This is a genomic window from Ochrovirga pacifica, from assembly GCF_000220525.1.
Lineage (GTDB): Bacteria > Bacteroidota > Bacteroidia > Flavobacteriales > Flavobacteriaceae > Ochrovirga > Ochrovirga pacifica.
On sequence record NZ_AFPK01000035.1, the window covers coordinates 76,901 to 102,919 of the forward strand.

At 33.2% G+C, this 26,019-nt stretch carries 29 protein-coding genes and 1 tRNA gene; 10 read left to right on the forward strand and 20 right to left on the reverse strand.

Annotated elements, in window-relative coordinates; genetic code table 11:
- The first annotated feature begins 11 nt into the window (after positions 1–11).
- Together FS85_RS0106845 and FS85_RS0106850 are read left to right on the forward strand one after the other, a co-directional pair.
- On the forward strand, positions 12–1,049 hold the full coding sequence (locus tag FS85_RS0106845; protein ID WP_010135388.1) for an AI-2E family transporter: 1,038 nt from the start codon (positions 12–14) through the stop codon (positions 1,047–1,049).
- A 151-nt stretch (positions 1,050–1,200) separates the two neighbouring features.
- Entirely contained in the window at positions 1,201–3,027 is a 1,827-nt protein-coding gene (locus FS85_RS0106850) for a sulfatase-like hydrolase/transferase (RefSeq protein WP_010135389.1), read from the forward strand.
- A 38-nt stretch (positions 3,028–3,065) separates the two neighbouring features.
- Here the strand turns inward: FS85_RS0106850 and FS85_RS0106855 are convergent, their stop codons facing one another.
- The 3 genes from FS85_RS0106855 to FS85_RS0106865 form a co-directional block, all read right to left on the reverse strand.
- Positions 3,066–3,554 carry a hypothetical protein gene (locus FS85_RS0106855; protein WP_029489317.1) on the reverse strand — a complete coding sequence of 163 codons (489 nt, stop codon included), beginning with the start codon at positions 3,552–3,554 and terminating at the stop codon, positions 3,066–3,068.
- A gap of 91 nt (positions 3,555–3,645) precedes the next feature.
- The gene (locus FS85_RS0106860) at positions 3,646–4,020 is read right to left on the reverse strand and encodes a hypothetical protein (RefSeq protein ID WP_010135391.1); all 375 of its coding nucleotides are present in this window, start codon (positions 4,018–4,020) and stop codon (positions 3,646–3,648) included.
- Between the two features lie 63 nt (positions 4,021–4,083).
- Positions 4,084–5,004: a LysR family transcriptional regulator gene (locus FS85_RS0106865; protein ID WP_010135392.1), complete on the reverse strand. Its 921-nt coding sequence runs from the start codon at positions 5,002–5,004 to the stop codon at positions 4,084–4,086.
- A 94-nt stretch (positions 5,005–5,098) separates the two neighbouring features.
- Here FS85_RS0106865 and FS85_RS0106870 point away from each other — a divergent pair, with 94 nt between their 5' ends.
- Entirely contained in the window at positions 5,099–5,698 is a 600-nt protein-coding gene (locus FS85_RS0106870; RefSeq protein WP_010135393.1) for an NAD(P)H-dependent oxidoreductase, read from the forward strand.
- Between the two features lie 52 nt (positions 5,699–5,750).
- Here FS85_RS0106870 and FS85_RS0106875 read toward each other — a convergent pair whose 3' ends face one another.
- Both FS85_RS0106875 and FS85_RS0106880 read right to left on the reverse strand, forming a co-directional pair.
- Complete coding sequence (locus FS85_RS0106875; RefSeq protein ID WP_010135394.1) at positions 5,751–6,278, reverse strand: KdsC family phosphatase; 528 nt, start codon at positions 6,276–6,278, stop codon at positions 5,751–5,753.
- On the reverse strand, positions 6,271–7,014 hold the full coding sequence (locus FS85_RS0106880; RefSeq protein WP_010135395.1) for a Rossmann-like and DUF2520 domain-containing protein: 744 nt from the start codon (positions 7,012–7,014) through the stop codon (positions 6,271–6,273). Before FS85_RS0106880 ends, FS85_RS0106875 begins: the two co-directional genes overlap by 8 nt.
- A gap of 94 nt (positions 7,015–7,108) precedes the next feature.
- Here FS85_RS0106880 and FS85_RS0106885 point away from each other — a divergent pair, with 94 nt between their 5' ends.
- The 3 genes from FS85_RS0106885 to FS85_RS0106895 all read left to right on the forward strand — a co-directional run bounded on the left by FS85_RS0106885 (position 7,109) and on the right by FS85_RS0106895 (position 8,551).
- Complete coding sequence (locus FS85_RS0106885) at positions 7,109–7,684, forward strand: glutathione peroxidase (protein WP_010135396.1); 576 nt, start codon at positions 7,109–7,111, stop codon at positions 7,682–7,684.
- A gap of 2 nt (positions 7,685–7,686) precedes the next feature.
- Positions 7,687–8,409, forward strand: coding sequence for a bacillithiol biosynthesis deacetylase BshB1 (gene bshB1, locus FS85_RS0106890; protein WP_010135397.1), 723 nt, complete (start codon positions 7,687–7,689; stop codon positions 8,407–8,409).
- Positions 8,410–8,475: 66 nt separating this feature from the next.
- Positions 8,476–8,551, forward strand: a tRNA-His gene (locus FS85_RS0106895).
- Positions 8,552–8,655: 104 nt separating this feature from the next.
- Here the strand turns inward: FS85_RS0106895 and ribB are convergent.
- The 7 genes from ribB to FS85_RS0106930 form a co-directional block, all read right to left on the reverse strand.
- Positions 8,656–9,801: a 3,4-dihydroxy-2-butanone-4-phosphate synthase gene (ribB, locus tag FS85_RS0106900; protein ID WP_010135398.1), complete on the reverse strand. Its 1,146-nt coding sequence runs from the start codon at positions 9,799–9,801 to the stop codon at positions 8,656–8,658.
- Positions 9,794–11,233 carry an LptF/LptG family permease gene (locus FS85_RS0106905; RefSeq protein WP_010135399.1) on the reverse strand — a complete coding sequence of 480 codons (1,440 nt, stop codon included), beginning with the start codon at positions 11,231–11,233 and terminating at the stop codon, positions 9,794–9,796. The genes ribB and FS85_RS0106905 overlap by 8 nt, the downstream gene beginning before the upstream one ends.
- Before the next feature lie 14 nt (positions 11,234–11,247).
- Entirely contained in the window at positions 11,248–11,880 is a 633-nt protein-coding gene (locus FS85_RS0106910; RefSeq protein ID WP_010135400.1) for a LolA family protein, read from the reverse strand.
- 4 nt (positions 11,881–11,884) lie between these two features.
- The gene (locus tag FS85_RS0106915; RefSeq protein ID WP_010135401.1) at positions 11,885–14,410 is read right to left on the reverse strand and encodes an FtsK/SpoIIIE family DNA translocase; all 2,526 of its coding nucleotides are present in this window, start codon (positions 14,408–14,410) and stop codon (positions 11,885–11,887) included.
- A gap of 36 nt (positions 14,411–14,446) precedes the next feature.
- Positions 14,447–14,833, reverse strand: coding sequence for a diacylglycerol kinase family protein (locus FS85_RS0106920; RefSeq protein ID WP_010135402.1), 387 nt, complete (start codon positions 14,831–14,833; stop codon positions 14,447–14,449).
- A 52-nt stretch (positions 14,834–14,885) separates the two neighbouring features.
- Complete coding sequence (tpx, locus tag FS85_RS0106925; protein ID WP_010135403.1) at positions 14,886–15,380, reverse strand: thiol peroxidase; 495 nt, start codon at positions 15,378–15,380, stop codon at positions 14,886–14,888.
- 71 nt (positions 15,381–15,451) lie between these two features.
- Positions 15,452–15,748, reverse strand: coding sequence for an isoamylase early set domain-containing protein (locus tag FS85_RS0106930; protein WP_010135404.1), 297 nt, complete (start codon positions 15,746–15,748; stop codon positions 15,452–15,454).
- Between the two features lie 242 nt (positions 15,749–15,990).
- Here FS85_RS0106930 and FS85_RS0106935 point away from each other — a divergent pair, with 242 nt between their 5' ends.
- Positions 15,991–16,473 (forward strand): DinB family protein, encoded by a 483-nt coding sequence (locus FS85_RS0106935; protein WP_010135405.1) that lies wholly within the window; start codon positions 15,991–15,993, stop codon positions 16,471–16,473.
- Positions 16,474–16,478: 5 nt separating this feature from the next.
- Here the strand turns inward: FS85_RS0106935 and FS85_RS16610 are convergent, their stop codons facing one another.
- Both FS85_RS16610 and FS85_RS0106945 read right to left on the reverse strand, forming a co-directional pair.
- Positions 16,479–17,117, reverse strand: coding sequence for a hypothetical protein (locus FS85_RS16610; RefSeq protein WP_139062169.1), 639 nt, complete (start codon positions 17,115–17,117; stop codon positions 16,479–16,481).
- Between the two features lies 1 nt (position 17,118).
- Positions 17,119–17,817: a pseudouridine synthase gene (locus FS85_RS0106945; RefSeq protein WP_010135407.1), complete on the reverse strand. Its 699-nt coding sequence runs from the start codon at positions 17,815–17,817 to the stop codon at positions 17,119–17,121.
- Positions 17,818–18,204: 387 nt separating this feature from the next.
- On the opposite strand from FS85_RS0106945, the gene FS85_RS0106950 reads away from it, so the two are divergent.
- Both FS85_RS0106950 and FS85_RS0106955 read left to right on the forward strand, forming a co-directional pair.
- Positions 18,205–21,339 carry a TonB-dependent receptor gene (locus tag FS85_RS0106950; protein ID WP_237706949.1) on the forward strand — a complete coding sequence of 1,045 codons (3,135 nt, stop codon included), beginning with the start codon at positions 18,205–18,207 and terminating at the stop codon, positions 21,337–21,339.
- A 165-nt stretch (positions 21,340–21,504) separates the two neighbouring features.
- Positions 21,505–22,530, forward strand: a complete 1,026-nt coding sequence (locus FS85_RS0106955) for an alkaline phosphatase D family protein (protein ID WP_010135409.1) — start codon at positions 21,505–21,507, stop codon at positions 22,528–22,530.
- Positions 22,531–22,619: 89 nt separating this feature from the next.
- Here the strand turns inward: FS85_RS0106955 and FS85_RS0106960 are convergent, their stop codons facing one another.
- The 3 genes from FS85_RS0106960 to FS85_RS16375 form a co-directional block, all read right to left on the reverse strand.
- Positions 22,620–23,234, reverse strand: a complete 615-nt coding sequence (locus FS85_RS0106960) for a Crp/Fnr family transcriptional regulator (protein WP_010135410.1) — start codon at positions 23,232–23,234, stop codon at positions 22,620–22,622.
- 162 nt (positions 23,235–23,396) lie between these two features.
- Positions 23,397–23,603, reverse strand: coding sequence for a hypothetical protein (locus FS85_RS0106965; RefSeq protein WP_010135411.1), 207 nt, complete (start codon positions 23,601–23,603; stop codon positions 23,397–23,399).
- A gap of 55 nt (positions 23,604–23,658) precedes the next feature.
- On the reverse strand, positions 23,659–23,817 hold the full coding sequence (locus tag FS85_RS16375) for a DUF1328 domain-containing protein (protein WP_010135412.1): 159 nt from the start codon (positions 23,815–23,817) through the stop codon (positions 23,659–23,661).
- A gap of 232 nt (positions 23,818–24,049) precedes the next feature.
- On the opposite strand from FS85_RS16375, the gene FS85_RS0106970 reads away from it, so the two are divergent.
- The gene (locus FS85_RS0106970; protein ID WP_010135413.1) at positions 24,050–25,090 is read left to right on the forward strand and encodes a helix-turn-helix transcriptional regulator; all 1,041 of its coding nucleotides are present in this window, start codon (positions 24,050–24,052) and stop codon (positions 25,088–25,090) included.
- An 11-nt stretch (positions 25,091–25,101) separates the two neighbouring features.
- Here the strand turns inward: FS85_RS0106970 and FS85_RS0106975 are convergent, their stop codons facing one another.
- The 3 genes from FS85_RS0106975 to FS85_RS0106985 are packed head-to-tail and all read right to left on the reverse strand — an operon-like array spanning position 25,102 to position 26,009.
- On the reverse strand, positions 25,102–25,311 hold the full coding sequence (locus tag FS85_RS0106975; protein ID WP_010135414.1) for a hypothetical protein: 210 nt from the start codon (positions 25,309–25,311) through the stop codon (positions 25,102–25,104).
- Positions 25,312–25,324: 13 nt separating this feature from the next.
- A complete protein-coding gene (locus FS85_RS0106980; RefSeq protein WP_010135415.1) occupies positions 25,325–25,681 on the reverse strand; it encodes a hypothetical protein in 357 nt (118 codons plus the stop codon).
- Between the two features lies 1 nt (position 25,682).
- Positions 25,683–26,009, reverse strand: coding sequence for a YtxH domain-containing protein (locus FS85_RS0106985; RefSeq protein WP_010135416.1), 327 nt, complete (start codon positions 26,007–26,009; stop codon positions 25,683–25,685).
- Between the last annotated feature and the right edge of the window lie 10 nt (positions 26,010–26,019).

Below are 26,019 nucleotides of genomic sequence, written 5' to 3' on the forward strand. Positions count from 1 at the left end.
AATACTATTCTATGAAAGACTTAAAAACCACCAACTTATTACTGTTTATCATTGTGATTACGTTGATACTTTTTTTAATGAAAACCTTGTCTTTTATCTTTATACCCTTGGTTTTGGCTATGTTTATAGCCTTGTTATTTTTGCCTTTGATGAGATGGTTTGCCAAACGAAAATTACCCAAAACATTGGCTATTATTAGTGTGCTTTTAATTATTGCAGGAGTATTTAAGGTAGGTTCGGAATTGATACAATTGTCTAGCAATGAAATTTTAGGAAGTCAAAGTAGTTTTTTTGAAAAGGCTGAAACCAAAATTGTAGACTTGGTAGTAATGATGGAAAATGCTTTGGGTATTGAACGTCATGAAAACACTTCGGTGTTAAAGCATTATTTTAAAGGAAGTAGTGTTACAGGAAAAATAGTTCCATCTTTAGATTTTTTAGGAAATTTGGTTTCTAGAACTTTAATGACCTTATTTTTTGCCATCTTACTTTTGGCAGGGTCCATCAATGTAGAAAAACTACTAAACAGTGCTGTTTTTAAACTAAAACATGCTTCTGTAAAAACATTTAGAAAAATAGAAAAAGACATCATTACCTTTGTTAAAGTAAAGTTTGTAATCAGTTTTTTTACAGGAGTAGGATTTAGTTTAGCTTGCGTGTTTTTTGATGTAAGTTTTCCTATTTTTTGGGGCTTGTTGGCTTTTCTACTTAATTTTATTCAGATGATTGGTTCTATTGTTTCCATCATTTTACTATCTGTATTTGCTTTGGTAGAAATTGATGCTATGAGCACATTGTTGTTTTTTGTAATAACTATTTCTGGAGTTCAAGTAGTTTTTGGAAGTGTTTTAGAGCCTATTTTTATGGGAAAAACGTTTTCTATAAACGTAATCACCATTTTAGTAATGCTTATGTTTTGGGGGTACATTTGGGGAATTCCAGGCTTGATTTTATCTATTCCTATTACCGTTATTATCAAAATTATTTTAGATCAATTTCCTAAATATCACGTAATATCTAGTTTGATGTCGGGAGATTCGGATGCTTAAAAAAAAAGTTTTTATAATAGTTTGATAAAAATCTATCACAGGTCTAGTGGTATTGCTACTTTATTTAAACTCAACTTGTTCATTCGTTACATAGTTTGTTTATCAATTCTTATATATTTGATTTTGATAAATAAAACTAAAGTATATTAAAATGAATAAATTATTACTTGCCATGTTGTGTTGTGCATCATGGGTTTCGGCACAACAGAAACCAAATATTTTATGGATCATTACAGACGATCATAGAGTAGATGCTTTACAATGCTATAACAAAGCAACAACAGGAGAAAAATATAGCAAACTAGGCTACGTTTCATCACCCAATATAGATAAGTTGGCACAAGAGGGGGTGTTGTTTGTAAACGCATATACCAACTCTCCTGTATGTGGGCCATCTAGAGGTTCTATGATTAGCGGACGTTACCCTTTTAGAAATGGACACTATCAATTTGAGCAAACACATCAACAGCCAGATTTTGTAAAGCCGGCCGTACCACAAACTTTACAAAAACAAGGATATACCACAGCTTCTTTTGGTAAAGACGGGGCTTATATTTTTGACTGGGGACCAGGACAAACTTTTAAAGATCCAGGTTTGTATAACTATAAAGTAAGTTTTAAACACGATTTACAAAAAAATGATATCGGAGATTATTGGGCTCAACCAGCTTACATTCCAGGTACATGGAAAATGATAGGTACAGAAGAAAGAGTAAAAACTCCAGATGGAAAGGTAGTTCAATACTTGTTAAACAAAAGAAAGGGACAAGGTAGTGTAAGTGAACAAGATCTTGCTATTAGAAAAAAAATGGAACAGAAGTACGAAATTTTACGTTCGTATACCCGCAGTGGAAACAAAGATTTAATTATTGGAGGTGAAAATCCTATGCCAGCAGGACAAACCATTGATGGAAAAATTGTAGAAGAGTTTAAATTGTACTTACAAAATCAAAATAAAACGTTTACCAACACGTATGGAAAAAACAAAAAAGGAGTAGATAGCAACAAGCCAGTAATGGTTAACCTAGGGTTTCATTTGCCACACACACCCGTATTGCCCCCAAAGTTATTTAGAGATAAATTCAAAAAGAAAAAATACAAAGTACCTGCATTTAGCGAAAAAGAAAAAGCAACCTTTACGCCACAGTTACATAAGTTGTATAAGGTGCTAAACATGACGGATATGACCGATAAAGAAAAGCAACAAGCAATACAAGATTATTATGCGTATTGTGCTTATGGTGATGCGTTGATTGGTGATGCTGTGGAGGCGTTTAAAAACTATAGCAAAAAGAACCATCAAGAATACTTAATTGTTTTTGTTGTAGGAGATCATGGATGGCATTTGGGAGAGCAAGGAATTGAAGCTAAATTTGGCCCTTGGAGCAAATCTACTCAGGGAGCAGTAATTATGGTTTCATCAGACAAAACTAAGGTTCCTGAAAATATAGTAAATACAGATTTGGTAGAGTATGTAGATGCTGCTCCTACCATTTTAAAAACAGCAGGTGTGCCTATAGAAAACTCTGAATATGATTATCTGGACGGAATTAATTTATTCAACCTTATTAACAAAACAGAAAATCGTGATTATATTGTAGGAGAGACAAACGTGATTGTTGGACATAGAGCCTATTTAAGAACCAAAGATTTTGCTTTTTCCATGAAAACTAGACCTGATAATTGGAAAAAATTAGTGCCAAACAAAAATGTAAAATGGGCTTTAAATTGCCCTTTAGAACAAGCAGAATTGGTATTGTACAATCTTAATAAAGATCCTTTAGAGCAAAACAACGTAGCTGCAGATAAAAAGTACAGAAAACTGGCTGCTTGGTTTAGAACTAAGTTAGGGAACATAGTTTTAGGCGATGGAAGAGTAGAGTGTGATTGGTCTCAAGCCAATAGTTATCATATTAGTAATTTTGCCAAAGGATCTCACGATAGGAAATTAAAAATTCCTGAAAATTTAATACCATAAAAGCAAAAGGTCGTCTTAGTTATAGACGACCTTTTTAGTTAAGCTGCTGGTTTAAGTAACAAAATCAATTGATTTATTTTTTGATTCCAATGTTGTATAGATTGAAGCTCTCCATTAAACTGATAGTTTAAATCATGATTGTAAAACTCCATGCAAACAAGATTGCCTGTAGACTTTGGTGTAAATTGCAGCTCTAAAGTGTTTACCATTCTTTTATCTGCCACACCAGAAACATAAGTGGTAACCAAAGAACAACTTTTAACGGCTTTTAAATCTACCCATTGTGCATGTTTTTGCTCTTTGATTCTTTGCAGAAAAAATACGTGTTTTTTAGTTTCATCCAATCCTATTGCGTAATTTCCGCAATGTTCGTACTGACTAATATGACAATTGTGCTTACTAGCCAATCTTTCTAACTGTTGAAATATTTCTTTTTCTTTTCTTTTTTTTGATGAAGATGTAAGTACAAATGGCAAAGCACAAATAGCCACGCAAAACATCCCTATAACTAAGGTTCCTAAATCCATAATAGTGTAATAATTAATGTAAATAATTGTACAGATGTTTACTGTAAAAGTGAACATCTATATACTAAAGACGACGAATGTTAGGAAGGATTTACCAAAAATTATGAAAAGGAAAAAATAGGTTGTTTTTTCTAGATTTTATCAGTCTGTTTTGTAACCTATGTATGTATTGTTTGTAACCAACATGAAAAAAAGTAATTGGCTGTGTGGTAGTTGTAACAGTAGTTTTTTCAGAAAAAAAGTTAGGGTAACTTTCGTTGTATTCAGAGACTTCTGTAAGATTGTTAGTGCTTTGTAAGTGATGAATATCTGCAGATTTGTTTGCTGCATTTTTTACACTTACTTTTGTGTGCTCTGAAGAATTTATTATAAAAATTGAGGCATCATCATAATTTTTTAGACCAATCCCCATACTGTAAATGGCAATTAGTAAAAAGATGTATGTAAATTGTAGGTTCGCTCTCACTTACAACAATAATGATTTTTGCGAATGTACTTGTTTCTAAACAATCAAAAACTAAATATATGTTTAATTCGTTTTTAAAGAACTTCCCATTTTACGTCTAAAAATTTCTTTAATAAAATCTATTTCTTTTTGATGTTGAACGTTTTTTCGAGTAGCAAAATACAAAATGTTAGACACTTCTTTGTTCCCTTTCCAAACCTGTTGAATGCTACCGTTTTTAAGGGAGTTTTGAATTAAAAAATCGGGAACAATAGCAAATCCATGATTGTTTTCCAAACATCGAATAATAGAAGAAATATTTGGTAAAATATAATTGGGTTTAAAATCAGGACGTTTGTGAAAATTTTCGTGCCAGAACCGATTAAAATGTGCCATTTCATTAGAGGCAGAATACCATGTTTCTCGTTTTAAATAGTTTTCTAATTCGGATATTTCTCTATTCTCAATCAGTTTATAAATAGTAGTAAGTGGAGTTTTGTTTCCTGCAATTAATACAATCGTTTCTTTGGCAAAAGCCTGATAGCTGGAAGTTTTATGTTGATTTTTATGTTGTTTAGGAGTAATGACCAAATCCAAAATACCGTTTTCTAAATCTTTTAATAAAAAAGGATGTTCTCCAAATTTAGCAACCAAATCAAAATCTAATTGCGAAATTTCTGTTTCTAGTATGGTCTGAAAAGTTTCTGTACACATACCTATATTTAAAGACGGTACTGCATCTTTAGAGGTTTTTTTAAAATGATGCTCTGCTTTTTCTAGTTTTTTTAAAGCATCAGAAATATAATTGTATAATTGTTTTCCATCTTCTGTAGGCAGCATCCCTCTAGAACTTCTTTCAAATAATTTTTTTCCTACATAACTTTCCAAAGCATTTAAATGCACACTTACACCAGGCTGAGAGGCATAAAGATAAGCAGCTGCTTTGGTTAAAGTTTTATGGTCGTAGACTGCTACAAAAGTACGATACCATTCTAGGTTGATCATATTATTATTTTAATACAAATCTATAAAAAGTATTATGATTGTAATAGTTTGGGAATCTGTAATTTTGAAGTGTCATAAAAAACGAACATAATTAATGAAACAGATACTTATTATCAATGGAGGTCATCCTTTTGCACATTCACCAGGAAGATTTAATCAAACATTATTAACCACAACAAAAGAAATTTTAGAAAATGCTGTTCATCCATTCTCTGTAAAAACAACCGAGGTAGGAGAGGACTATGACTTAGAGGAAGAAGTTGAAAAATGGAAATGGGCAGATGTAATTATCTATCATACTCCTATTTGGTGGTTTCAGTTGCCATTTGGGTTTAAACAGTATTTAGATCAGGTATTAACAGCAGGGCATCAAAAAGGATTGTATCATAGTGATGGAAGAACCAGAACTAATCCTGCAATTAACTACGGAACAGGTGGAAATCTACACGGAAAAAAATACATAGTTACTACTAGCTGGAATGCACCCAAGGAAGCATTTGAATGGGAAGGAGAGTTTTTTAATCAAACTACAGTAGATGATGGAATCTTGTTTGGGTTTCATAAAATGAATCAATTTTTAGGCATGAAACATTTGTCTTCTTTGCATTTTCATGATATGGAAAAAAATGCAAATGTACCTCACGAACTTAGTCGCTATGCAAGTTACCTAAAAGAACAGATGGCTAAGATTTAACACATTTCAAAAATAACACAGCCCTAATTATTTAGTATTAGGGCTATGCTGTTTAATCAAATTTTGCATAAAACTTACCTTTCCATTTATTCTGAACTTTCATTACTTGTTCTATAATGTCTCGAGCACAACCTTCTCCCCCTTTTTTATGAGAAATGTATTTGGCAATTCCTTTAATTTCTGCAGCAGCATCTTGCGGAGCACAGGGCAAACCTACTTTTTCCATTACAGGATAATCAGGAATATCATCACCCATATAAACCACATCTTCGGGTTTTAGTTGGTACATGTCTAGAATTTGATAGTAGGTTTCTATTTTATCATGTACCCCTAAATATACATCAGTTAGTCCTAAGTTTTTTAAACGAGTTTTAACGGCCTCGTTGCTTCCTCCTGAAATAATACAGACAGGATATCCAGCATCAATTGCAGATTTTAAAGCATATCCATCTTTAATATTCATTTTTCTTACCAATTCTCCATCAGGAAAAACAGTAACGGTTCCGTCTGTCAACACACCGTCTACATCAAAAATAAATGCTTTTATGTTGTTTAGTAATTCTTTATAACTCTTATCCATTTTTTTCTTGTATTGATTGTGTTATTAGTTTGTAAATATCTTGGTTAATACCATCAAGCTGAGAAAGGTGATGTGCAATTGTTTTTTTATCGTTTCTTACCGCTGGTCCTGTTTGTGCCAGATGCGGTGGCATTACAAAAGCTTTATCTAAAGTTTCGTTCAGTAAGGGTTGTAAAATTTTAAAGTCAATGTTATTGGTTTTGCACAAATCATAAGCAATAGCAAACATACGATTGCTAAAGTTGTTGGCAAATACAGCAGCAAGATGTAGTTTTGCTCTTTGTTTACCATTAATAACTTGGACTGTGTTAGAGAATAATTTTGCAAAATTCAATAAAAAAAATTCATCTTCTTTGTGTTCTGTCTCTATACATAAAGGAAGTGTTGAGAACTGTACTTTTTTAGATTTACTAAAACTTTGCAAAGGATAAAAAACACCTCTTTTTTTTGCATTAATTGCTTGATAACTTTTAGTTCCGGATGTATGTACCACCAGCCCGTTTAATGCAGGTAAATAAAGATTTTCAATAACATCATCAGGCAATGCAATTAGGTATATATCAGCTTTTTTTAAATGCTTTGTTTGTTGGATTATTTCTATGCTAGGAAATTGCTTTTGTAACACCTCTGTAGTTCTAGAGTAAATCTGAACCAAATCAACAGAAGGTTGTCGCATACATTCTAGTATCAAGTGCCATCCTACATTGCCTGCACCTAAAATTACTACTTTTACCATGCTTCAAAAATAAGAACATTTCTATAGAATTATATGAAATTTACTAGTTTTGATAACGACTAATATACCAGACTCATTTTTTAAAACTTAGATGATGATTTATGCAATTCTAATAGTTATATTTTTGCTTTTTGTGTCTTTATGGATTTACAAAAAGAACAAAACCTATCCGTTATCCAATACCAAAACCTCTTTGTATGATTTTGTGGTAAAAGATTTAAAGGGAACACCTTTTAAATTTGCAGATTTAAAAGGAAAAAAAGTGATGATTGTAAACACAGCATCCAAATGTGGTTTGACACCTCAGTACCAACAATTACAAGAAATTTATGAGAATTATAAAGATACCAAGAACTTTATAATCATTGGTTTTCCATCAAATAATTTTTTATATCAAGAACCAGGAGATTCAGAGCAAATTCAAGAATTTTGCCAATTGAATTATGGAGTTACATTTCCTATGATGGAGAAAGTTGAGGTGAGAGGAAAGGAACAAGCCGAAATTTATCAGTTTTTAACACACAAACAATTTAACGGAGTTAAGAGTTCTAAAGTGCAATGGAATTTTCAAAAGTATTTATTTGGAAGAAACGGACAATTACAAAAAGTAATACAACCAAAAATAAAACCCAATGATCCAGCCATTATAAGTTGGATTGAAAATGATTAATTATGAATATAAAGTTAGATATTTTAGCCATAGGAGCACATCCAGATGATGTTGAGTTAGGTTGCGGAGGAACTTTGGCCAAAGAAATTGCTGAAGGAAAAATGGTAGGAATTTTGGATTTAACGCAAGGAGAATTAGGTACCAGAGGAACCCCAAAAATTCGTGCTATGGAAGCAGAGGCAGCTGCAGGTATTTTAGGAGTAATGCTAAGAGAAAACTTAGGTTTACCCGATGGTTTTTTAGAAAATAGCAAAGAGTATCAGTTAAAAATTGTAGAAGTAATTAGAAAGTATCAGCCTGATATTGTACTATGCAACGCAATAGACGATAGACACCCCGATCATGCCAAGGCAAGTAAATTAGCTTCGGATGCTTGTTTCTTAGCAGGGTTAAGAGCTATTAAAACAGATGTCGGTTATGGGGATCAAGAAGCATGGAGACCTAAGAACGTATATCATTACATTCAGTGGAAAGATATAAAACCAGATTTTGTAGTAGACATTTCTGATTATATGGATGTAAAAGAAAATGCTATTAAAGCTTTTAAGTCTCAGTTTTATGATCCGAATAGCCAAGAGCCAGAATCGCCAATAACAAGTAAGAATTTTTTTGAAAGTGTTAGTTATAGAGCCAAAGATTTAGGAAGGTTGGTTGGTGTGTCTTACGCAGAAGGTTTTAACACAGAACGTTACGTAGCTGTTAAAAAAATATCAGATATTTTTTAATTTTTTTCTTTGTCAAAACAAACAAAGCTCTTATATTTGCAACCGCTAACGCAAACGCGCGCTAATGGTGATTGTAGCTCAGTTGGTTAGAGCACCGGATTGTGGTTCCGGGGGTCGTGGGTTCGAATCCCATCATTCACCCGTTGCAAGACCTCTCTTTTATAGAGAGGTTTTTTTTATGTCTAAAACTTAAAAAAGCTTGAAATTTATAATTTCAAGCTTTTTTAAACTAAAGAATATGTGTTATTAATAGTTAATTCTATCCACAACTTTAAGTCCATAACCAGTAATACCCACACGTTTTTTTTGAGCCGGAGAGTTGGTCATCAACTTTACATTTCTAATATCTATATTGTGTAAAATTTGAGCTCCTATTCCAAAATCTTTTTCGTCCATAGGAGTAGTAGATGGTTCTGAAGTGCTTTCACCTTTTTGTAGTGATTTAAGCTCTTTTAATCGTTGGGCTAAGTTAAAGGTAAGTTGTTCTTGATTGATAAAAACAACTGCTCCTTTTCCTTCTTCTTCTATTTTATTAAATACTCTGGCAAGTTTGTCTCCTGGTTCGTTAACTAAAGTATTCAAGATATCGTTGCCAAAAGAGTTGGACGTTACTTTGCAAAGTACGTTTTCATTACTATTCCAGGTTCCTTTGGTTAGTGCAATGTGTATTTGGTTGTTGGTTGTTTGGGTATATGCTCTTAATCGATACGTACCAAAACGAGTTTTTACATCAAAATCTTCAATTTTTTCAATCAAAGAGTCATGTTGCATTCTGTAAGAGACTAAGTCTTCTATAGAAATTAATTTTAAATCGAATTTTTCGGCAACCTCTTTTAGTTGTGGCAAACGAGCCATACTTCCGTCTTCGTTTAAAATTTCGACCAAAATAGCAGCTGGTTTCAATCCAGCTAGTCTGGCCAAATCGACACCAGCTTCTGTATGTCCTGTTCTACGCAATACTCCTCCTTCTTTTGCTTTTAAAGGAAAAATATGTCCTGGTCTTCCTAAATCTGTAGGTTTGGTTTCTTTTTGTGTCAAAGCATAGATGGTCTTTGCTCTATCATGTGCAGAGATTCCTGTGGTGCAACCATGCCCAATTAAATCTACAGATACGGTAAATTGGGTGTTGTGAAGTACGGTATTGTCATTTACCATCATGTTTAGGCCTAGTTCCTGACAACGTTCTTCAATTAGAGGTGCACAAATTAACCCACGACCGTATTGGGCCATAAAGTTGATCATTTCTGGAGTAACTTTTTCTGCGGCAGCAATAAAATCTCCTTCATTTTCTCTGTCTTCATCATCTACCACAATAACCATTTTTCCGTTTCGGATGTCTTCTATGGCTTCTTGTATGCTATTTAGTTTTATTTTGTGATCTGTATTACTCATTGGATTTTTTGAGTTTGCTGAATAACTTTTTAAATGGGGTCAAAATTACATCAAAATTAATAAACCCTCTGTCTTTAGAGGCTCTAATCGTAAAAGTAACTGCCAAAGGGGTCATGACAAGTGTTCCTAGCCAACCTCCTAAAATAGCGGTAATACTACTTTCTTCGGCCATGTTTTTACCAAAGGTGTTGGTAAAATGATAGGCAACATAAACAATAATGGCTACAATCATAGGCATTCCAAACCCTCCTTTTCTAATCAACGATCCTAAGGATGCTCCTACAAAAAAGAGTAGCAAGCATGAAAGGGCACTGGTTAGAATAAAATGGTATTGATAGTCGTGGTTGTTTAGGTCTTTACGTCTTCTTTTAAAATAGTCTTTATAACTCTGTATATTTCTAATTTTGCTTTCTACAGTGCTTTTCGCTTGTTGCAAAATGGTTCTTTGGGTGATTATATCAAAATTATTTAAGGTTTTTGGGACTATTTTTTTTGTTTTTACTTTGGTAGTGTCTATGGCTTCGGACATTTTTTTGGTTTGTATGTGTGCTTGCATAGACTGATATTTTGATTTTAAATACAAGTCGTACGTTGCTTTTAGGCTATCAGAACTAGCACTTAATTGCGACATATTTTTCATGGTGTAATGATACTTGTATTTTTCTTCTTCCAAATCTGCACTTGTCAGGTCTGAAATATCTATGTTTACAGTATACCTATCAAACTTAGCCATTGAAGCAGGCATCATTTCTTTGTCTTTGTTTTTGGCACTAGTATGGTCTTCAAAATAATAGCCGTCTTCCAATACCAAGGTCATGTATTTACTACCTTCTTCAGTAGTTATTTTACCTTTTTTGGCTGTAATTGTAATATGATCTTCTTTGTTTCCTTTGGTGTCAATAATTAAAACGTCTTTTAATAGATTGTTTTCTTCTCCATATTTTTTTTCAAACTTAATGCTGTATCCAGGAATTTCATCATTAAAACTACCTTCGACCAAGGCGAGTGTGGGTTGTGTTTTTTTGATGTTCAGAATTAGGTTTTTTTGTTTTAAACTGGCATAAGGATAGGTATAGTTGATTAAAAAATAATTGGCCACAGAGATAATTCCTACCGTAAGAATTAAAGGTCTTAAAAATCGATAAAAAGAAATTCCAGCAGACTTAATGGCGGCTAATTCGTATTGTTCTCCTAAGTTCCCCATAGTCATGATGGAAGATAACAACACCGAAATTGGCAGTGCTTGTGGTGTTACAAACAAGCACATGTACCATAAAAATTTAAAAATTATAACAATTTCAATTCCTTTTCCAGCAATGTCATCAAAAACCAACCATAGTGCTTGCATAACCAACACAAACACCACAATAAGAAAAGAGGTTGTAAAAGGAATTAAAAAACTTTTAATAAGGTATTTATCAAGTGTTTTCAAAAGGAAACTGTAGCTTATTCATTAATATAGTAGTCCAAATCTATATACTTTTGTCTGTTAAATACAAAAGTGTTGTCAGCTAAATTTTGATTGGTTTTGTAGCTGGTAATAGTAAAACTAGTATTGGTTCCGTTTTTACCTACTTCTAATAAAGAGGTGATTTGGTTTTTTACTGTATCAACTCCAAGAATAATATGAGATACTTCTTCAGACTTTTCTGTAGGAATTAATTTGATGTTTTGAATATTTCCATTTTTGTTTAACAATTGGTAAGTGTATCCTTTTTTGTAAAAAGACAACATTTTTGATGGTGTTAAGCTTTGGTCTTCGTTTTCGGTAACAGAAGTAATATTTACTTCTTCGTTTTCTGGAGAGATAATGTATGTATTTTTGTTATCAAACAGAATTACATTATTTAAGTAATGCACTACGTATTTATCTCCTTGTATAGTAGCAGAACCTTTACTTGTTTGCTTAATGTCTACCATTTTGTTTTCTAGAGTATGAGAAAACTCTAAGCTAATATTTTGTTGTTTTTCTAAGGTGCTACTTACTTTGTTTAAAATGGCTTCTGCTTTAGGATTGTTTTGTCCAAAAGTTAAGGCTTGCATTCCTAAGCATACCACAGTAATAATTATTTTTTTCATGAGTTTAATTGTTTTGTTCGTTGGCTAATAACTGTTCTAAAGCAACCAAATCGCTTACTAAAACTTGCCTAGCTTTGCTTCCTTCAAAAGGACCTACAATGCCAGCTGCTTCTAATTGATCAATCAATCTACCTGCTCTGTTATAGCCTAATTTTAATTTTCTTTGCAATAAAGAAGCTGATCCTTGCTGGGCTGTTACAATTACTTCGGCAGCTTCTTTAAATAATTTATCTCTGTCTTTTATGTCGATATCAAGTTCTGTACCATTTCCATCTTCGTCTACATATTCAGGAAGTTGATAAGCTTCTGGGTAAGCTCTTTGCGATCCGATAAAGTCTGTGATTTTCTCAACTTCGGGCGTGTCTACAAAAGCACATTGTACACGTTTAAGATCATTACCACTAGAAATTAATAAGTCTCCACGACCAATAAGCTGATCTGCACCTGGAGCGTCTAAAATTGTTCTAGAATCAATCTTAGAAGTTACTCTAAATGCAATTCGTAATGGAAAATTGGCCTTAATAATTCCTGTAATAACATTTACAGAAGGTCTTTGCGTTGCTACAATTAAATGTATTCCAATAGCTCTGGCAAGTTGAGCCAAACGAGCAATAGGAGTTTCTACTTCTTTACCAGCCGTCATAATCAAATCGGCAAATTCATCAATTACCAAAACTATATAGGGCAAAAAGTGGTGCCCATCATTTGGATTCAATTTTCGTTGTTTAAACTTTTCGTTGTATTCTTTGATGTTACGAACCATGGCGTTTTTTAGCAAATCGTAACGATTGTCCATTTCTATACACAAAGAATTAAGAGTATGTACCACTTTGGTTGTATCTGTAATAATGGCTTCTTCGGTATCGGGCAATTTGGCTAGGTAATGACGTTCAATTTTATTAAACAAAGTCAATTCTACCTTTTTAGGATCTACCAAGACCAGTTTGATTTCGGCTGGATGTTTTTTGTAAAGGAGTGATGTTAAAATTGCATTCAAACCTACTGATTTTCCTTGTCCTGTAGCACCAGCCATTAATAGGTGTGGGGCTTTTGCCAAATCGAACGTAAAAGTTTCGTTAGAAATGGTTTTTCCCAAGGCCACGGGCAGTTGCATTTTAGATTGTTGGAATTTGTTAGAAGCAATCACCGAATTCATAGAAACGATATTGGCTTTTTTATTAGGAACCTCTATACCAATAGTACCTTTACCAGGAATGGGAGCAATAATACGAATCCCCAAAGCAGACAAAGACAAAGCAATATCATCTTCTAGGTTCTTAATTTTTGAAATTCTAATTCCAGCCTCTGGTACAATTTCGTATAAAGTAATGGTAGGACCAACAGTAGCTTTGATTTGTGCAATTCCAATTTTGTAATTGTTTAGCGTTTCTACAATTCTATCTTTATTGGCTTCTAATTCTTCACCGTCTACAGATATACTTTCGTCATACTCTTTTAATAAATTTAGGGTTGGGAATTTAAAATTGCCCAAATCTAAGGTAGGGTCAAATTCTCCAAAGTCTTTTACCAGTTTATCCGAAAGATTTTGTTCTGTTGTTTCTTCTTTTTTGGTTTGTTCTACCGTAAAATCACTTGATTTTTCATCTTTTGATGTTTCTTTAGTGGCTTCCTTTTTTTGAATGCTAGAGTGATTGGCAATGGTAGGAGAAACATTTTTCACAGCCATTTCAAAGCTAGACAACGGTTTATCAGTTTCTTTAAACTCATCCAAAGAAATGATGTTCTCTTTTACTATAGGGTCAGATTCTTTATTGGTAACCTCTAAGTCTTTAGGGTTCAGTTCTACAGCTGTTTCTTTGGGTTTTGATTTTTTTAGAGCAGGATTTTCTGTTTCTTCGGGTTGATGTGTTGTATGCTCTTTTGTTGTAGGTTTCTTTGATTTCATTTCAGCCTTTAAAGCATCAATAGCCTCTTTTTTAGGAAACCAACTCTGAATACGTTCAGGGGTAATTTTAAAACGTAAAACGGCATAGGAAATGTATCCAAAAAGAAGTACAATTAACAAACCGAAAGAGGCTAAATACGGACGTAAATAGCTATTAAGTTCTACACCCACTGTACCTGCAATTAATGCGTTTTTATGTGCAAGAAATCCTAATAAGGTTGCGTTAAATAACAAGCCTAACAACCCCCAGTTCCAAGCTTTAAATACTTTTTTGATGGATTTTTTTAATAGAATATAAAATCCTGTAAAAAACAAAAGTAGAGGAATAGCCAATGCTGCAATTCCAAAACCTTTATAAATAAAAAAGTGGCTAAAGTAGGCACCCAATTTACCTAAAATATTTTTGGCAGCTACGGTTTTATCACCAAACTGAGACAAGCTACTCTGGTCTGCTTTCCATGTAAAAAAGAAAGAAATAAAAGAAGTAAACAGATAAATAGCCAACAAACACACAAATACTCCAAAAATAGTCTGGGTTTGTCTGTTGCTAAAAAACTCTTGTAATTTTTCTTTTTTAGAAGAGGTATTTATTTTTTTGGTATTCGCGTTACTTTTTCTAGGCATGTAAACGTATCAATTGTAGGTGCCAAAGATAAAGAATTACAGATGGATGTACTGCAAAATTTTTGGGATATAAATGATTCCCACCACCACAGCTCCGTATACAGCAGAAAACAAAACAGCTCCAGCACTTACATCCTTTATTGTACCTATTTTGGGATCAAAATTAGGCTGAATGTAGTCGGCTATTTTTTCTATAGATGTGTTCAGTGCTTCGACCCCTATAACCAACCCTAATGTTAAAAACTGAAACATCCATTCGGTAGCAGATAGTTGAAAAATAAAACCAACAATAGTCAAAAGCAACGTACTAATAACATGTACTTTTATGGCATTCTCGGTTTGTAATAAAAGCCACAAGCCTTTAATTGCATACCCTAGACTTAAAATTCTATCTACAACAATGTTTTTGTTTTTGGATTTCATAAGACAAAAAATAAGGCTTGTTAGTACTAACAAGCCTTGATGATTATGTTTTTTATAAAGCACTTAGTGCAGCATCGTAGTTGGGTTCGTCAGCTGTTTCTGCAACTTGTTCGTTGTAGATAACTTTTCCTTCGGTATCTAAAATTACAATAGCTCTAGAATGCAATCCTTTTAGTGGACCATCGGCAAAAGCCAATTGATAATCTTTTCCAAAATCTCCAGAAATATCGGATAAGCTTAAGACGTTATCAATTCCTTCGGCTCCACAAAAACGAGCATGTGCAAAAGGCAAATCTTTAGAAATACACAAAACTTTGGTATTGTCTAATTCCGATGCTTTTTGATTAAAAGTTCTTACAGACATAGCACAAGTACTGGTGTCTACACTTGGAAATATGTTTAAAATAACATTGCTTCCTTTTAAGTCAGACAAACTAACTTCTGATAAATCTGTATTGGTTAGGGTAAAATCGGGAGCTTTGCTACCTATTTTTGGTAAAGATCCCAAAGTGTTGATAGCATTTCCTTTTAATGTAATAGTTGCCATTTTAATTGATTTTTTTGAAATCTAAATATATAAAAAAGCCTTTAAACAAAGTTTAAAGGCTCTATAAAGATTTACAATTCAATCAAAGAATTTTCTGCGTTGGCAAACTCGTTAAAAACCAAAGATTCTGGCTCGTCATCGTTTACATATTCACCATCCAGAATGTATTTATATTCGTACTTGTTTCCTACTTCTAGGTCTACAACTACTTTAAATAATCCACTTTTTAATTTTTTTAAAGGTGTAGCGGTAGCATTCCACTCGTTAAAATCACCTACTAAAAACATTTCCTTTGCATCGGGTGCTTGGTATGCAAAAGTTACTTTACAAACAGGTTTGCTTTTCAAGAATTTTTTCGAAATCGCCATAATTTATTTTTTACAATCAAATGTAACAATTATTAGGATATAAAAGTGTTTTTTTCTTGAATAGAGTTGATTTTTAAGGATTTGATAATACTAGATTGTTATAGATAACTAGTGTTAAAAACAATCAAAATATTATTGTTTAATTTTTAGGATATACAAATGTAAATATGAAATATGCAATTGTATTGTTGTTTTTTTAATTTTATTACGACTATCTTAGGAACTAAAAAATAAAAAAAGGTATGATTGATGCAATTGTTCAGAACTTAGAAAAAGGAAAATACTTATTAAAAAACTTGTGTAATGATCAGTACAGCTATAACCAAATACCTCCTTATCACTCTAGTATAGGTGCACATATGCGACATGTTTTGGATGTTTTTCAGTGTGTTTTTAAAGGGTTGGATAACAGTCAAGTAGATTTTACTTACAGAGAACGCAACGTTACTAGAGAAAAATGTACAATACAAGGAACTGCGTATTTTGATGATATTATCCATCAACTAAAAAGTTTAAAAAAGGAAGATTATTCTAGAAACCTTATTGTAATAGACAATTTAGGATCAGGAAAAATAAGCTATTCTACTACATTGGCAGCTTTGCTTGCCCAAGCTCAAAGTCACGCAATTCATCATTATGCAACCGTAGGTTTTTTGATGAATCAACAAAATATTCAACTACCCAACAATTGTTTTGGCGTAAATCCCACTACACCTCAAAAATAAGCCAGTTAAGACATCCAGTTTAGCTTTTGTTGTTGGTGTTGTTTTTCTTTTTTATTGATGTGTGCTTCTAGTGATTTGGGCAGCTCTATATAATTTGATATCTCTATGTTATTTTCATGTTGTTCTAATTTTATTTTTCTGTTACAGTTAGTAAAACGAAAATTGTAGGTAATGTTATAACATCCCCAAAACAACCATTTGCTAGGTGTATAGCTTGTTACGCTAAACTCTTGGGTTAAATCAATAATACCGTCTTTTGTTTCTAGTTTTTGTTCTTTTTGATGGTAAATTAATTTTCTTTTCCATTCAAATATAGTATGCTGTATTTGTAAACATAGTGGTGTAAGCCAACTGAAAGTCATCATAAAAAAAACAAGAGCAAATAAGAGGCCTATAAGTGTTGCCTTTTCATAAGGACTGATGCAGATTTTGTAAAAAATAAATAAAGAAGTTCCTGCTAGAGTACATCCTAGTACAAATAGCAATAGGTGAGTCATGAAGTCAATAATGAATTCTGTTTTAGAAATAGTTAGCTTGATACAATTTTTATGTTCAAAACTTTGTTGTTTAAAAAATGATTGAATTCCGAAATAACAGGGCAATATAAGAATTGCACAAAGAATAATTTTTTGATAGAGTTCCATATTATATTTTTAGGCTTTCAAGTGCTGTTAGTACTAGATTCCAATGGGGTGGGCAAGGGGCAATGATTTGTATTTCTTTGGCTAAAAAAGGATGAGGAAAAATTAGTGATGCTGCATGTAAAAAAAGTTTGTTACAATTCCATCTTTCTGCAAACATTCTGTTGTGAAATCGATCTCCGTACTTGGGGTCTCCAATCAGCGGGTGGCTTAATTTGTTCATGTGAATGCGCAACTGATGCAGTCTTCCTGTTTGGGGTTGTAAGTCAATCAAGCTGTATCTAGAAGTAGGATAAGGTCCTACAGCTATTGGAATTTGATATTGTTTAAGGGTACTAAAGTGTGTAATAGCAGGCTTGTGAACATTTGCATCTCTACCTTTTACAGGGCTGTCAATACTTCCTCTTTCTAAGGTAAAACCACGTACCAAGCCTTTATACGTTTTTTGTATCTGATGTGATAAAAACAATTCTTGAAATACGTGAACTTGTTCTTTTTGTTTGGCAAACACCAACACTCCCGAAGTTTTCCTGTCCAAACGATGAATAGGATATAAAGGATGTCCCAGTTGCTCTTTTAAATATTGAATCAACGAACGTTCGTTTTGTTGATTGTTAGCCATGGCAGAATGATGTACCAATACATTGTTGGGTTTGCAAACAGCAACAAGTTCATTGTCTTGATAGAGTATGGGGATGTACATGTATTAAAAATAAAATCAAAAATAAGTTATTTACTAAGTTACTTTATGGATTTCATCAAAAAAGAAGTCCTATAAAAAGCGTGGGCAGTTTGTGTTAATGTTAAGGCGAGTACTTTTTTATGTTTTTAAACAGAAGTATTGTAGGGAGGTAAGTATATTTTTCTATCCATTTAAAAAAAATCTTGTAAAGTTCTAGTTGCTTTATATACTGTGTGTTGGAATTTTGAAGTTGAGTTTTTTGGGGTGTAAAAGGATTGTTTTTTCAGATTATCAAAAAGTAAACTATGTGTTAAGTGCTTGTAGGTGTTAAAAATTAACATTCGCTCGCTTAGGTGGTTGAATAGTTTTGTCAGCACAAAAAACAAATAAACAATACAAATGAAAACAATGAACAAAATTTTAGTCTTACTAGCACTATTCTTAGGGTCTGTAACGACTTTTTCACAATCGACAAATGCATCGATTAAAGGAAAGTTTACAGACGTACAAGGAGAACCTTTGTTAGGAGTCACTGTAATGATTCAGAACACCGCAACAGGGTTTAAAACCGGAACCAACTCGAACATGGAGGGGGAGTTTATTTTACAGCAATTGCCTTTAGGATCTTATACATTTAGGGCTACTTATTTAGGATATGCTACTGTAACCCAAAACGATTTGGAATTAGATTTGAATGACGAAATTGTATTGAACATCACTTTAGAAGAAAGTGTAAACGATTTAGAAGCAGTGGTGTTAAAAAGTGACGGAATTACCAAGCGTATCAAACAATTAGGGGCTTCTACCAAAATTAGTAGTGAACAAATAAAAAGCTTGCCCGCAGAAGGAAGAAACTTTACACGTTTAACTAGTTTGTCTCCACTTCAAGGAGGGGGATCGTTAAACTTAGGGGGACAAAGAAGAACTTCTACCAATATTACCATAGATGGTGCCAATGCCAGAAATACCTTAACTGCAGGTGAAGTAGGTCGTGGTCCTTTTACCATTTCACAAGAAGCAATTCGTGAATTTGAAGTTTCTACCAACGATTATACTGTAACACAAGGTCGTCAAAGTGGAGGATCTTTAAATGCAGTAACCAAATCGGGAACTAATGAGTTTCACGGAAGTGCTTTTTCTTTTTACAGAGCTGATGCTTTGCAAAGCAAATACGATATTAGAGGAGAAGAAAGAGATGCTGATTTTTATACTTTGCAAACAGGAATTAGTTTAGGAGGTCCGATTATTAAAGATAAATTGCACTTTTTTACTACCTACGAAAGACAAGATGCTGGGAGTCCTGTAACCATTGCAGATATTCGATCAGAAGCTGATGAAAATCGTTACGGAGTTACTCAAGAAAATTTAGACCGATTTTTAGATATTGCCAGAAATCAATATGGAGTTAGCAATGCAAAACAGGTTGGGCAGTTTGATAGAGAAACACAAGCACACAACTTATTTGTTCGTTTGGATTGGCAAATTAACGACAAACATACGTTAACTTTAAGAAACTTGTACAATCAATACGAAAGTCCGATGAGTACAAGTGACAATTCAAACTTTGAAATTGCTGAAACATGGTCAGATTTTGAATCGCATGAAAACAGTACTTTGTTGTCTTTACGTTCTGTATTTTCAGACAAAGTAACCAATGAGTTTAAGTTGCAATACCAGCATGCAGAGCGTGCATATTTGCCAAGTTCACAGTTGCCAAGCTCTAACATACCACGTGCTATTGTAGATGTTACATCGGATTTGCCAAATGGAAATACAAGATCAAGAACTTTTCAGTTAGGAGGACAACGTTATTCTCCAGAAACCAATTTAGAACAACAAGTTCATATTGCCAATACAACATATTTAAACACAGACAACGTTAATTATACGTTTGGTACAGACAATACTATTACTTATTTAGAAACGTTGTTGTCTAACGAGCAAAACGGACGTTTCTTTTTTGACTCTTTGGATGATTTTGAAAACGGTGTTGCAAGTAGATATGCAAGAGAAGTACCTTTAACCGGTGTAGCCCCTGTAGTAGAACAAACAGTGTATGATTTGTCTTTGTTTGCAGAGGCTGATTTTAACATTCACAAAGACATCAATGTGATTGCAGGATTGCGTTGGGATGCTACAGTTTTCTCTAAAGCAGGAGCGTTTAACCCAGTAGTTTATCAAGAATTAGGACTTCGCACCGACAATCAACCTACAGACTTTAACAACATTCAGCCAAGATTACAATTTACGTGGAATATCAATGGAACAGACAAAGATATTTTAAAGTTAGGAGGAGGAGTATTTTCTTCACAACCGCACTATTACGCACAAGTAAACAACATTCAGAACAGTGGTGTGCTGTTAGGAGCTATTGATGTAACGGGGGATAATGTACCTACTCCAGATTTTGAAGGATATAGACAAAATCCATCAACTGTACCAGGAGTACCAGAAGGTGAAACACCTTTCTCTACCATCAATGCAGTAAGTGATGATTTTGAAGTGCCTACAACATACAAAGCAAATTTAAACTATACGCACTTTTTTAACAACGGAATGTATGTTGGGATCAATGCTTTGTTAAGTCATACAAAGAACAATTACACCTACCAAGAGGCAAACTTAGTAGATGAACCTTTCTTTACCACTCCAAACGGAAGAAAAGTATTTGTACCAGCAAACACTATTGCAGAAAACGGAAGGGTAGACTGGAAAGCATCAAGAAAGTCTGATAAAGTAGGTAGAGCTTTGTTGTTAACCTCTGATGGAATTTTAGATCAAGCAGCATTAGTACTTAATGCAGGAGCCAAAGTAGGAAAAGATGGTTATGTAAATGCCAGCGTAACGTTTAACAGAACCAAAGACAATTCTTCTTACAACTGTTGTGTAGCAAACACCTCTACATTTTTACCTGTAGAAGGAGATCCTAGAGATTTAAATTACGGATATTCTGACAATCATTTTGATACCAAAGTAATTGTAAACGGTGCCACTCCAACTTGGGAAGGGTTTAAGTTAGGAGTTACAGCTATAGGAACAGGAGGTTCAAGATATTCTTTTAAGGTTGATAATACAACCAGTGCTAACGGAGACTTTAACTTAAGTAATGATATGGCTTATATTTACGGTCCTAATGATCCAAATACTCCGGCTGAAATTGCTGAAGCTTACAACAAAATTTTAAACGATCCAGAAACTACAGAAGGATACAAAGAGTACTTAAGAGAAAGCTTTGGAAAGTTTGCAGAGCGTAACGCAGGTGTCAATCCATTTTACTTTACGGTAGATGTACGTTTAACTAAAGACATTAAATTGTACAGAAAACACAACCTACAATTGTCTGCAGATGTATTTAACTTTGCCAACCTATTAAACAAAGATTGGGGAGTAAGTCACAACTACGGAAACAGAGAGTTGATGAAAATAAACGGATTCGATCAAGCTACACAATCTTACTCTTATAATGTACAAACAGGATCTGGAACAGAGCCTATTGGAGGAACCCCATGGAGGTTGCAAATAGGGGCTAAGTACACTTTTTAAACGCATATGTTTGTTAATTGCTTTTGTAATGCTGATATTAAAAAGTTAATGCATCGTTAACTTTAAAGCAAAGCAAAAGTGTTAGGTTACAGAGGTGAATTTAGCTTCTGTAACCTATTTTAATCAATAAAAAATATACAATACAAATTATAAAAAACAATACAAATGAAACATTTGGGCCTATTACTTTGTGCTATTTCTTTAGCCGCTTGTAAAAGTAACAATCAAGCAGCACCAGAACAGGTTGCTACAACTACAGAAGAAAACAAGTCTGATTTTATTTTAACCTTTGGTTCTTGTAACAAACCAAGTAAAACCAATGTATTATGGGATGATGTATTGGATCTTAATCCCGACATTTGGATTTGGGCAGGAGACAATATTTATGGAGATTCTCAGGACATGAGTAAAATAAAAGCAGATTACGAACTACAACACCAACAAAACGGATACGAAGCTGTAGTAAAAAATACCAAGGTTATTGGTACTTGGGATGATCATGATTTTGGTAAAAACGATGCGGGAGTTGAATACCCAAAAAAGAAAGAAAGTCAGCAATTAATGTTAGATTTTTTTGATGTACCACAGGATTCTCCTAGAAGAACACGAGAAGGTGTGTATTCATCAGAATTGTTTAGTACAGACAAAGGAAGTATCAAAGTTATTTTGCTAGACACTCGCTATTTCAGAACAGGAATTACCAAAGCAGATATTAATGGACCACAAGAAGGGAGAACTATTTTAGGAGCAGCACAATGGCAATGGTTAACGGATGAATTACACAATTCTACAGCAGACTTTAATGTTATTGTAAGTAGTATACAGACGTTACCTAAAGAGCATCCTTATGAAAAATGGGCAAACTTTCCGAACGAAAGAAAAAAGTTATTCAACCTTATAGCAGCTTCTAAAGCTAACAATGTAATTCTTTTGTCTGGAGATCGTCATATTTCTGAGTTTTCTAAGTTAGAGCAAGAGGGAATTGACTATCCTTTAATTGACTTTACGTCAAGTGGATTGACCCATGCAAGTTTTAACTTTAAAGGAGAGCAAAATTCTTTAAGACAAGGAGAGGTAGTACATACATTAAGCTTTGGGATATTGGCTTTTGATTTTGATGCCCAAAAAGTAACCATGCAAATGCGTGGAGACAACGATACAGTGCAACAAGAGTTGGTACAAGTTTACTAGTTACAGAATTGCTATAAACAGAAAGAACGTAAGTTTTAAGTTTTGTAATATTGGGAATCTATACAATTGTATAGATTCCCTTTTTTGTTTTATAATTTTTCTAATGCAGCAGCAATAGATTGTCTGGTAGTACCAATTAAATCCCCCAAATCTTTTTGCGTTAGCAAATCGAATAGAATGTATTCGTCTCCCAAATAATCGTGTACTTTGTCATCAAAGTAAGTGCGTAGGTATTTCACTTTTTCTAAAGTACCTTTTTCGTTAGACATTTTTACTTTTTTTTCTGCATTGCACCAACGCTTTACCAAATAACGGATAAACCAATCGTTTAATACAGGGTCTTCTACCACTGCTCTTTTAATAAACTCTAAATCGTAAACACGTATTTTACAGTCTATCATGGTTTTAGAGTATTCGTAAAATTGTTTGTTCTCTAAGTATTCAAAATTTCCAAAGAATTCACCATCTCCCAAAACCTCATAAATAAAAGGTTTGCCTTCTTGGCTATAGGTTCCTAATTTTACAGCACCTCTAACAACTTGATATATTTTTTTAGATCTAAAAATGGCTTTGTAAACGTTGTTTCCTTTTAACTTAATCGTTTCGGTTACATAGTTGTCTAAGTCTGGATAGTGTTCTTTTAAATGTTGGTACACATCAAAATTTTGGAATTTTTTGATAGTGGCAGAATGTAAATTAATCATGTTACTTAGGGAGTTTTAAAACATCCTAAAGTAAAAAACTATAAAAAAAAGAAGGTTAAAGAAGCGTTAATAGTGTGGTACTAAAGTGTTATATACAACAAAAAATCCATCTACGGAGCGATGGATTTTTTGGGTGGTAAAACGTTACAGTAAAAACTGTGATTAATGCGTGGCATCTTCAACTTCGTCTTCAACTTCTTCGGCTGCATCGTCTACAGCATCAGCAGCATCATGTGCAGCATCGTCTATGTCGTCTCCCATTTCTTCTACTTTGTCTTCAAATTTTTCTGATTTTGATTGTTCTTTACAAGAAACTGCAAATAATGAGATAAATAAGGCAAATACGATTGGTAAAATTGATTTTTTCATAATGATTGTGGTTTTAATGGTTAATGATAAATAGTTTTGTTAATGATTGCTGTTTTTAGACCCTTCTTCCAAATAAAAGTGATAGTACAAATAGTACTAAAAAAACAACAAATAAAATTTTAGCGATACCTACGGCACTAGCAGCAATTCCTGAAAATCCAAAGATTGCGGCAATAAATGCCAATACGATAAAAGAAATACTCCATCTTAACATAATTATAATTTTTTTGGGTTTATACTTGATTTAAGTTGTTCTTAAATCCCTACACTGTAAAGGTACAGCGAGCTTACAATGTTTTTGAACGTTATCCGTTTAGATATGAACGCTAAACATAAAAAGTGTAAAAAGATGACATCAGGTGCAATTAAATGGTGTTTTATAACCTTGTTCCGCTTATCTTTGTGTAATCATAAAGCAAGTACTAAGCTTTTTTAAAAAAACGACTATGATAAAAATTGAAATTTCTGCAACAAGTATCAATCAAACCGTAGAGCAGATCCAAAAAGTGATTGGAGGAAGGATTGAGGAAAATTGGGGAGAATTTACATTGATTGTAAATAATCAAAAAGCTTTTGGGAAAATTCGATTTATCAACTTTGAAAGAGGTGTGCATTTGATGGATTTTGACATTCAGTTTTTTGAAGAAACATTGATTGTTAATGACACTTCGTTGTACAACCCCATTCGATTTTCGTATTGTTTAGAGGGGTATTACGAACATCGATTTTTAAATACTGAAAAAAAACAAATTGACCAGTTTCAATCTGTTATCCTATCGGGAAGAGACGGAGGGTATACCTACACATATTTTCCTGAAAAAGTAACTATCAAAACCAACGAAATTCACGTGCTTAGGAATAAGTTTCTTAAAAGGAGTTTGAATCCTATTGATACGTTAAACGAAAAACTGCACGAGGTTTTTCTAGATACAGATCATGAAAATAAGTTTTCGCACTACGGAGCTTACAACCTAAAATTGGCCGATCAAATTAATTTTTTATCGAACATAAAAAAGAAAGGGATGATACGCATGTTGTTGATAGAGAGTAAGGTGTATGAAATATTGTCACAGCACATGTTGCAGCACAATTTAGAAGTAAGTGGTAAAAAAGTGGAAACATCTTTGTTAAAAAGTGAGTTGAAAATAGTAAGAAAATACGCTAAAAAAATTATCAAAACTCCATCAGTTAATTACTCTTTAGAATCTATTGCTAATGATACAGGTTTAACACAAGCAAAGTTGCAAGAAGGTTTTAAGCTATTGTACAATAGAACTGTAACAGAATATATTAGGCACGTTCGATTAAGAAAAGCAAGAGATTTAATGAATACTACAGATATGAATGTATCTGAAATTGTATACACTGTTGGTTTTAGTAGTAGAAGTTATTTTTCTAAAATATTTAAATCTAAGTTTGACATTAGTCCAAGTGAATATCTAAAACTTAGAAACGAAAAAACGCTTCTTCAAAGTGAAGAAGCGTAGGAAATATATATTTAGGAGGCTTTGTTTTTTTTGCTAAATAACAATTGCCAACCGTAGTGAATTAACTTTTTGTAAAGATAGGTTTGAATCCAATCTACGGGTTGTATTGCTGATAGTGTCTGACCTTTTACTTTTTTAATTTCTTCCACAGCAATTTGTCTTTTCAGTTGCAAAATATTAAGGTCTCGATTGATTTCTTCTAGGCTGTTGTATTGTTTCATTTTTTTAACGATTTTATTGGTTGGTAAAAAATGTTTTGCGCACCATTCTAATCATCGGACTTTCTATCAATGTTTTTCTAAAAGTATAAATAACGGCTGTTAGTAAAAACAATATTCCGGCAGTGGTTAACAAAGCCAAATGTTGATTTCCGAGTAGTTCAATCAATAGCACAACCCCTTCTATAACCAAGATTACAAAACCTATAAATAACAAGCCTCCTAATAGGAAACTTTTAAATAGTAATGTAAAGGCAAGGCTTAATTGTTTAAAAGCTTTTAGTTCTACATATTTTTCTGTAGCTTCAAGGTAGTCTTTGCTACTTTGAACCACTTTTTTGGAGTTGCTGCTTATTTCTTGAAATGTACTCATCTTATTTCTGTAATTTTTTGTTTTGCTTTTTTAAAGCTTCTAGTTGACTTTCTAAAGTGTTGATGATATCATCTGCTTTGTGACTAGATTTGGTTACAATTCTGTCAATCTCTTCTTCTAAAGTTTCTTTTTTAGTGCTAATAGTATCTGCAACATTGTCTCTTAGGTTAACTGCTTCATCAGCAATTAAATCTCCTGTTTCACTAATTTTTTCTTTAATCATTTTGCGTGTTTTGCTTCCTTTATTGGGTGCAAATAATACGCCTACTAATGCTCCTGTTGCCATTCCGGCTAATACTCCTAATGCGGTGTTTTGTTGGTTACTCATAATTTTTAAA